The 8,695-nt window shown below is 66.1% G+C and carries 5 protein-coding genes, 3 tRNA genes and 2 pseudogenes; 1 reads left to right on the top strand and 9 read right to left on the bottom strand.

The genetic code is table 11. The features are described from left to right. Positions 1-35 precede the first annotated feature (35 nt). The 6 genes and pseudogenes from DIE08_RS27425 to DIE08_RS27450 form a co-directional block, all read right to left on the bottom strand. A pseudogene (locus DIE08_RS27425) lies at positions 36-737 on the bottom strand (PfkB family carbohydrate kinase); the annotation flags it as partial. A 74-nt stretch (positions 738-811) separates the two neighbouring features. Further along, a complete protein-coding gene (locus DIE08_RS27430; protein ID WP_124625723.1) occupies positions 812-1,756 on the bottom strand; it encodes an ABC transporter substrate-binding protein in 945 nt (314 codons plus the stop codon). A 100-nt stretch (positions 1,757-1,856) separates the two neighbouring features. Continuing rightward, positions 1,857-2,894, bottom strand: coding sequence for an ABC transporter permease subunit (locus tag DIE08_RS27435; RefSeq protein WP_059532942.1), 1,038 nt, complete (start codon positions 2,892-2,894; stop codon positions 1,857-1,859). Between the two features lie 40 nt (positions 2,895-2,934). Further along, positions 2,935-4,488: a sugar ABC transporter ATP-binding protein gene (locus DIE08_RS27440; protein ID WP_124904630.1), complete on the bottom strand. Its 1,554-nt coding sequence runs from the start codon at positions 4,486-4,488 to the stop codon at positions 2,935-2,937. Further along, positions 4,475-5,722 carry an ROK family protein gene (locus DIE08_RS27445; protein WP_124904632.1) on the bottom strand — a complete coding sequence of 416 codons (1,248 nt, stop codon included), beginning with the start codon at positions 5,720-5,722 and terminating at the stop codon, positions 4,475-4,477. Before DIE08_RS27445 ends, DIE08_RS27440 begins: the two co-directional genes overlap by 14 nt. 340 nt (positions 5,723-6,062) lie before the next feature. Further along, positions 6,063-6,149: transfer RNA gene (locus tag DIE08_RS27450), tRNA-Leu, on the bottom strand. A gap of 433 nt (positions 6,150-6,582) precedes the next feature. Between DIE08_RS27450 and DIE08_RS27455 the strand changes: the two genes are divergently transcribed. Next, positions 6,583-7,146, top strand: coding sequence for a flavodoxin family protein (locus DIE08_RS27455; protein WP_059532936.1), 564 nt, complete (start codon positions 6,583-6,585; stop codon positions 7,144-7,146). Positions 7,147-7,492: 346 nt separating this feature from the next. On the opposite strand, the gene DIE08_RS27460 is transcribed toward DIE08_RS27455, so the two are convergent. The 3 genes and pseudogenes from DIE08_RS27460 to DIE08_RS27470 all read right to left on the bottom strand — a co-directional run bounded on the left by DIE08_RS27460 (position 7,493) and on the right by DIE08_RS27470 (position 8,689). Beyond that, positions 7,493-7,579 (bottom strand) — tRNA-Leu (locus DIE08_RS27460). A gap of 113 nt (positions 7,580-7,692) precedes the next feature. After that, a pseudogene (locus DIE08_RS27465) lies at positions 7,693-8,419 on the bottom strand (hypothetical protein). A gap of 183 nt (positions 8,420-8,602) precedes the next feature. After that, positions 8,603-8,689: transfer RNA gene (locus tag DIE08_RS27470), tRNA-Leu, on the bottom strand. Between the last annotated feature and the right edge of the window lie 6 nt (positions 8,690-8,695).

Consider the following 8,695-nt stretch of genomic DNA (forward strand, 5'->3'; position numbering starts at 1 on the left):
AGGCGAACGCGCCGTCCAGCGCGTTCAGGTGCTGCCTAGTGCGATAGCGCGGCGTCGGCCGATTCGGCGGTCGCCGGATTCGCGATGACCTCTGCTACCTCGGCAGCCGTGGGCGCGTACGCGCCCGCATGCGCACAGGCGACTGCCGCGCAGGCTGCCGCGTAGCGCAGATGATCGGCGGCCGATGCGCCGGGGTGCGCGAGCTGGCTGGCGAGCCAGCCACCGATGCTGGCGTCGCCGCAGCCGACGGTATCGGCGATCTCGGTCGCGAACGCCGGCTGGAACAGTGCGGTATCGCGATGCAGGAGCTGCATGCCGGCCGCGCCGCGCGTGACGAGCAGGCTCGCATCGGGGGCCCACGCGCGCAATTGCGCGAGCGCGGCGGCTTCGTCGAGTTCGGGGAACAGGCCGCGCAGATCTTCGTCGGAGACCTTGATCCAGTCGGCGAGACTTGCCAGCCGGCGCAGTGTGTCGCGATACGACGGCGCGGCCATCGGCGCGCGATAGTTCGGATCGGACGAGATTCGCCTGCCGGCGGCGCGTGCAGCCTGCACGACTTCGATCAGGCGCGACGAAAGCGGCTCGCGCACGACGCCGAGCGAGCCGACGTGCACGATCTCGGCCGCGTCGAGCGCGCCGTCGGGCAAGTCGGCCGGATCGAACGCGAGATCGGCGCTGTTGTCGCCGATGAAGAAATAGTCGGGCGGCTGTTTCGACACGACCAGGTTGAGGCGAGGGAACGGGCAGGGCCGGGCGCCGCGCGCGGCGAGGCGGCCCGGCACCGCCGGGGATCGCGGTTGATGTCGCGCGATCAGCGCGGGCTGCTCCAGCCCTTGTAGCCCTTCACGTTGTCGCGCGTGACGAGCATCGGCTCGATCAGGATCATCGGGTTGGCCGGCTTCTGGCCGTTCATGATCCCGTAGCCGACGTTGACGGCCTGCTGCGCCATCGCCCATGGGTCCTGGCTCGACGACGCCTGCACGAGCGTGTTGGACTTCAGCGCCACCTCGATGTCCGGCGCGCCGTCGACCGACGTAATCACGATGTTCGGGCGATTCAGCTGCTTCGCCGCGAGATCGCTGCCGATCGCCTGCGGGTCGTTGATCGTGAACACGCCGTCGAGCTTCGGAAAGCGCGTCAGGTAGCCCTGCATCGCGTTCATCCCGCCTTCGCGCGAGCCCTTGCCGTCCTGGTCGCTCGACAGCAGCTTGATGCCCGGGTTTTTCGCGAGCACGGCCTTGCAGCCGTTCACGCGATCGATCACGGCCGATACCTGCGGGCCGTTCTCGATGATCACGTTCCCCTTGCCGCCGAGTTTCTTCGCGAGGTAGTCGCACGCCAGCTCACCGGCTTTCACGTTGTTGGTCTGCACGGTCGCGTTCGCGCCGGCTGCCGCGACGTCGACCGCGACGACCGTGATGCCGGCCGCCTGCGCCTTCTTCACCGCCGGCTCGATCGCCTTCGGATCAGTCGCGTTGAGCAGGATGATGTCGACGTGCGCGGAGATGAAGTTGTCGATCTGCGTGAATTGCTTGTTCAGGTCGTAGTCGGCAGAAACCGCGGTGACCTTCGCGTTCGGGTTGAGCTGTTTGGCGCGTGCTTCGGCACCCTTCACGATCGTGACGAAATACGGGTTGCCGAGCGACCCGACCGTGACGCCGATCGATTTCAGCGGCTTGTCGGCTGCGTGGGCGGTGGCGGCGCCGAAGGCGAGCGCGCAGGCGACGGCGGTCAGGGCGGCTTTGTGCTTGAACATGTCGTTGTGTCTCCGGAAGGTCCGTTGGCGGACGGGCGCAGGAGGACCTGCCTGCGCCCTGATGGTTGAATGGTGAGAAATGCGCGGTGAGGAATGCGTGTCAGGTGCGGGCCGAATCGCGCTGGCGATAGCGGTCGAGCGCGACGGCGCCGATGATCACGAGCCCCTTGATGATGTATTGCCAGATGTCGGACACGCCGAGCAGCACGAGACCGTTGGTCAGCACCGCGATGATCAGCGCACCGATCAGCGTGCCGACGATCGAGCCGACGCCGCCGACGAAGCTCGTGCCGCCGAGGATCACCGCGGCAATCGCATCGAGTTCGTACGACTGGCCGAGCTGCAGGCCGTTGGCCGCATAAAGCCGCGCGGCCGACATCACCGCGCCGAGGCCCGCGAGCAGACCCGACGCGGCATACACGAACAGCTGGATCGCCCGCACGTTGATGCCCGACAGGCGTGCGGCTTCCGGGTTGCCGCCGACCGAATAGATCCGCATCCCGAGCACCGTGCGGCGCAGGATGAACCAGGACAGCGCGATCACCGCGCATGCGATCACGACGAGCCACGGCACGCCGAGGATCGTGCCGTTGCCGATGAACGCGAACGGCAGTTGCGGGTTGAAGACGGTCGTATCGTTGCCGATCAGGCGGGCGACGCCGCGCACGGCCGTCATCGCGCCGAGCGTGACGATGAACGGCGGCAGACGCAGGAACGAGATCAGGCCGCCGTTTATCGCGCCGAACACGAGGCCGACGGCGAGCGCGATCGGCACGCCGAGCCAGCCCCAGCCGGGAATGGTCGACGCGAGCAGCGCGGCGACGGCCGATGCGGCGAGCACCGAACCGACCGACAGGTCGATGCCGCCCGTCAGGATCACGAAGGTCATGCCGGCGGCGAGCACGATGTTGATCGAGGCCTGCTGCGTGACGATCGACAGGTTCTGCAGCGTGAAGAAGCCGTCGGTCAGGAATCCGAAGCCGATGCACAGAACCAGCAGCACCGGCAGCATGCCGGCGGTGCGCATCAGCGATTGCATGCGCGCGCGATGATCGGCGCCGCGCATCAGGGGCGTACGGTTGGCCACCGGATGGGCCGTCGCGGAAGCGAGGTTCCGCTGCTTGGTCGGGTTGATCATGTCGGTACCTGGACGTAAGAGGGAGATGAAGGGGCCGTGGTCAGTGCGCGTCGGCGAGTTCGGCCTGCGAGCCGGTGGCGAGCGCGATGATCGCTTCCTGCGTAATGGGCGTGTGCATGTGGCCGCCGAGTTGGCCGGCGATCTCGCCTTCGCGCATCACGAGCACGCGATCGGCGACGCCGATGATTTCCGGCAGCTCGCTCGAGATCACGATCACGCCGACGCCCGCACGGGCCAGTTCGTTGATGATCCGGTAGATCTCGGATTTCGCGCCGATGTCGACGCCGCGGGTCGGTTCGTCGAGAATCAGCACGCGCGGCTTCGTCTCGAGCAGGCGCGACAGCAGCACTTTCTGCTGGTTGCCGCCCGACAGCGCGCCGACGTTTACGTTCGCGTTCGGCACGCGGATCGACAGCGAGGCGATCGCGTCGCGCGCGCGTTCGGCGCCGCGTGCGAGATCGAGCGCACCGAGCCGCGCGTCGCGGTTGCACACGGAGATGTTGATGTTGTCGCGCACGCTCATGTCCAGGAACAGGCCCTGGCGCTTGCGGTCTTCCGTCAGGTAGACGAGGCCCGCGTCGATCGCGTCGCGTGGCGTATGTGCGCCGAACGTACGATCGCCCAGCTTCACGTCGCCGCGCGTGCGGGGTTCCGCGCCGAAGATCAGCCGCGCGAGCTCGGTGCGGCCCGCGCCGACGAGCCCGGCGATGCCGAGCACCTCGCCCGCATGCAGGTCGAGGCTGCAGCCGCGCACGCGGTCGCCGTCGGCAATGTCGCGTACCGACAGCAGCAGATGGCCGGGGTCGTACGGCGCATGTTCCTTCTTGTAGAAGCCGGAGATGTCGCGCCCCACCATCATCGCGACGAGCCGTTCGGCCGACAGCGATTCGCGCTCGAGCGTGCCGACGTACGATCCGTCGCGCAGCACCGACACGCGGTCGGACAGCTCGTAGATCTCGGCCATCCGGTGGCTGATGTAGATGATTGCGAGACCTTCCTCGCGCAGTTGGCGGATCAGGCCGAACAGGTGCTCGGTCTCGCGCGATGACAGCGGTGTCGTCGGTTCGTCCATCACGAGGATGCGGGCGCGGGTGTGCACGGCGCGCGCGATCTCGACGAGTTGCTGCTCGGCGATCGACAGCGTGCCGACGAGCGTGTCGGGCCCGAACGGGGCGCCGAGACGAGTGAGCACGTCCTGGCAGCCGCGCGCCATCGCCGCGCGGTCGATGGTGCCCCAGCGCCGGTTGCCGCGCCGCAGTTCGCGGCCGACGTAGATGTTTTCCGCCACGGTCAGGTTCGGCGCGAGGCACAGCTCCTGGTAGATCACCGCGACGCCCGCATCGCGCGCGGCGAGCGGGCCGTCGACGTCGATGCGCTCGCCGTCGATCAGGATTTCGCCGCCGGCGTCGGCGCGGTACGCACCCGACAGGATCTTCATCAGCGTCGATTTGCCCGCGCCGTTCTCGCCCATCAGGGCGTGGATCTCGCCCGGATAGACGGTCAGGCTGACGTTGTCGAGCGCGCGTACGGCAGGGAACGTCTTGCTGATCCGGCGCATCTCGAGCAGCGGCCGGGGCGACTCAGAATGCGACATGGTTGACCTCCTGCGATTCGGTGCGGGCGCCCTTGAGGATGCCGGCCCGCGGGGAGAAGTTGAAGAACATCGGCAGCGTCGCGGCGCCGATCGCACCGGCGTCGGCGCCGAACGTGCCGCGCACGAGCGTCGGCGTGCCGCGCGCTTCCGGCGCGGTGGCGACGAGCGCCGCGCGCAGGCGGGTCATCAGCGCATCGAGCAGGCCAGCGTCGGTATCGGCATCGAGCACGACCACCGGCGCATCGACGACGCACAGCACCGCGCGCAATGCCGGGGCGAGTGCGTCGACGCAGTCGTCGATCCATTCGTCGACCGCCGGCAGGCCGCGCGCGATGCAGGCCTCGAGGTCGGCGCGGTTCTCGACCGTCTCGCCGTGATGGCGCAGGTGGCGTACGAGCGCGTGCAGCGATGCGCGGGCGAGGAGGATGTCCCACGGGCCGCGAGGCGGCGGCGCGGAGGCCAGCCGGCTCGGCGGCACAGGAATCACGGCGATGTCGCCGGCATTGCCGGTCACGCCGCGCAGGCAGTCGCCGTCGATCGCGATGCCGCCGCCGATCGCGGGACCGATGAACAGGTACACGAAGTCGTCGCACTGCCGGCCGTACCCGTAGAACAGTTCGGCGATCGCGGCCGCGTTGCCGTCGTTTTCGCCGAACACGGGCAGCGACAGCGTGCGCCCGAGGTCGCTCGCGAAGTCGACGTCTTCCCATGCGCGGAACGTGTCGGGCGCGAGGCCGAGCTCGCGCATCCATGCGCCGAGGTTATACGGCTGCGCGACGCCGACGCCCGTCAGGCGCGCGCGCTCATGCGAGGGGAGCAGATCCTGCATCGCATCGATGTCGTGCCGCACGATTTCGAGCACGTCGGCCGGCGGGGGGAGCAACGTGTCATGGGAGCGGCGGCCGAGCACGTCGCCCGCGAAATTGACGAGCGCCGTCTCGATGCGCATCCGGTCGAGATGGACGCCGATGCCGAACGCGCCACGCGGATCGAGGCGGATCAGCGAGGCCGGCTGGCCGCGCTGGCCTTCGGTGCGGCCGGCGAATGCGATCAGCTTTGCATCGGCGAGCGACGCGATGATGCTGCCGACCGCCGTGCCCGTCATGTTCGCGAGACGGGCGAGGTCGGCCTTCGACGCGCTACCCGCACGGCGCAGCGTCTTCAACAGCAGGCGCTCGTTGTAACGGCGCACGTTGGCCGAGTTGCTTCCCTGGCCGATGTGCGGACTTCTCATGGCGTCTCCTTCCATGGGCGCGTCGGTTGCGACGCATTAAATAAATCACGTTGATTTATTTAACCGCGTGAGCGGCGGCGTGTCAGCCTAGGGAAATCCCGGTTTCGTTCTGGGGCGACGATGGACGTGGCGGGGAGGAGGCAAGGGCGGAGCGAATCACCGGAGTGAGGTGATCCGCGTGCAGGAGGGCCGGCGTGGAACCCGCCCGGCACTCGGTTCGGATTGGCGGGCTGGTGCGAGTCGCGCTGCGGCTCCGGTGTATCCGCAAGGGCGCCCGCAGTGATTCCGGAGCCGGAAATGAAAAAAGGCCGGCATAAAGCCGACCTTTTCAAAAAACAGATGGTGCCCAGGAGAGGACTCGAACCTCCACGATGTTGCCACCGCTAGGACCTGAACCTAGTGCGTCTACCAATTCCGCCACCTGGGCACGTTTCGCTTTGCTGCATCGCGAAAGACCGCAATTATAGCGTGCCCGAAGGGCGTGTCAACAGATTTTTGTGCGATCGTTTGGATGGGTGTAAAAAAGGGCGCGCCGGGGTTGTCGCGTCTGAATGCCGTGGTCGGTCGATGCGGGTGTGAGGGAATCATTGCCGGAAAGGATCGAGCGAATTTCCCGAATGCACACTTACGTGTGTCGCCAGGCAAATTGTTGTCGATGGCATCCTGTCGTGCGCGCTGTCCTGCGGTTATGGGATGCGATCGCAGCGATTGTCCGCTCGCCTGGCGGGCCGTGTGCATGTAGATGTCGGCATGCAATGGCGCGTGCGGCGCATGTGGGGCGAAGTCGGTTGTATTTCGATCTTTTCTGTTACTATCGCGGTAACGTTTATTGCGGAACGATCCGCGCCGAGGAGTTCGTCATGTCAGAAATCGCAGTGGTTTTTCATAGCGGCTACGGCCACGCAGCCGTTATTGCCGACGCAGTTGCGCGCGGCGTCGAGAAAGTCGACGGCGCGTCGGTCAAGTTGATCCCCGTCGACGCGATCGACGAACACTGGGAGTACCTGGAGCGCGATGCGAAGGCGATCATCTTTGGCTCGCCGACCTACATGGGCAGTGCGTCCGCTCAGTTCAAGGGCTTCATGGACGCATCGTCGAAACATTGGGGCAAGTGGCGTGACAAGCTGGCGGCCGGTTTCACGGTGTCGGCTTCGCAAAGCGGCGACAAACTGTCGACGTTGCAACAACTGGCGGTCTTCGCCGCCCAGCATCAGATGCTGTGGGTCAGCCTCGGTCTGATGCCCGGCAACAACAGCAGTGCGGGTTCAGTCAACGATCTGAATCGGCTCGGGTCGTTCCTCGGTGCGATGGCGCAGGCAAATGCAGACGAGGGCGGCGATGCGATTCTGGAGAGCGATCGCAAGACGGCGGAAGTGCTGGGCGAGCGTGTCGCGATTGCCGCGAAACGCTGGAACGGCGCCTGAGGTCGGCGGCGGGCCGGTCTCGATTCTCGTCGGGCCGTTCGGCTGCTGAATCGGTGAAGAGGCCATGTGGTTGTCGCGTGTCCGCTGAGTTCGCCGGGCATCGCGACATTCGCGCCCCCCGATTTTGCTTCGTTGCTTGAGTCGGAAATGACGAAAGGCCGGGATAAGCCGCTGGTTTTTGGAAACCGGATGGCGCACGGGAGGGGGGGGCTTGGCAACGCGGGCGCGCCCCCGAGTTGCGCTTGAAAATGCAGCTTTTCGAGCCCTCACGCAAAGCGCGCAGCGCTTTGCCTCCTGAGGCTGAAAAAGAAAAAGGCCGGCTAAAAGCCGGCCTTTCTTAAATAAGTGGTGCCCAGGAGAGGACTCGAACCTCCACGGTGTTGCCACCGCTAGGACCTGAACCTAGTGCGTCTACCAATTCCGCCACCTGGGCACGTTTCGCTTGCTGCGATGCGAAGACCGCTATTTTAGCGTGTCTCGAGAGTCTGTCAATACAATTCGAGCGACGGCGATAAAAATTCCTTCGCCCGTCGCATGGTCGGAGCATCACGCGTCGAGCGGAACTGCACGCTTTGCAGCGAAATTCCAGTGCGGCGATTCAGCCGTGTCGCCGCGGGCAGGCAGCGAAGCTGCTGCGCGGAACGTATCGGCGATGTTCTGATGCCCACCGAAGTTCTGAGAGGCTGCGGAATTCGCACGTCGTTCGCGTCGACCGATGCGATGTAAGGATCTCGCGTGATCCATGCATCGACGCTTCCGCGTTCGAACGTTGCGCGGCCGTCCGCCGGCGTCAGGTAGTGGAATGCCGCGTCGTTGGGGGGGGCGAGCTTTATGTGTGCGAGGGCGGCAAGCACCCGGTAGCGGCTGCCGACAGCCTTCGTGATGGCGATGCGCTTGCTCTTGAGATCGGCCAAGCGTGGGCAGCGCGCTGTCGCGTTTGGCGATGATGGCCTGCGCTTTCGGTGACGGCGCTTGCTGCGCGACGTACACGAAGACGAAGCGCGCATGCGCGGCTTGCGCGAAGACGGGAGCCGTGTCGGGCACGTCGGCGCTGAAATCGACCGCGCCGACGTTGAGCGGTTCGGTCAGTGGCAAGCCGCTTGCGAATTCATGGCGCGACACGCGCAGGCCGAGCGGCGCGAGCGTGCCGCGCGTCTTGAGCGTCGACGATTTTTGATGTCCGATGCGCAGCGTGGATGGGGTGTTCTCGGCGTGCGCCGGGATGCGGGCCCGGCATCGCACGTGCGAACGCGCGGCGGGTCATCGACGTCATGGGCCGTGTTCCTCGCTGGATTCGTTGAAAGCAAGGCGGCTGACGCACCAGCGGGGAGGGCAATCGATAACCGATCAATGCTGCTATCGATCGGAACGACGGGCATATGGCGCGGCCAGCGCGCGTAATGCAAGGCTTGAAATGAAAAAAGGCCGGCATGAAGCCGACCTTTTCAAAAACAGATGGTGCCCAGGAGAGGACTCGAACCTCCACGGTGTTGCCACCGCTAGGACCTGAACCTAGTGCGTCTACCAATTCCGCCACCTGGGCACGTTT

Origin of the sequence: Burkholderia sp. Bp9004, assembly GCF_003858025.1 — a bacterium.
Classification (GTDB): Bacteria; Pseudomonadota; Gammaproteobacteria; order Burkholderiales; family Burkholderiaceae; genus Burkholderia; species Burkholderia diffusa.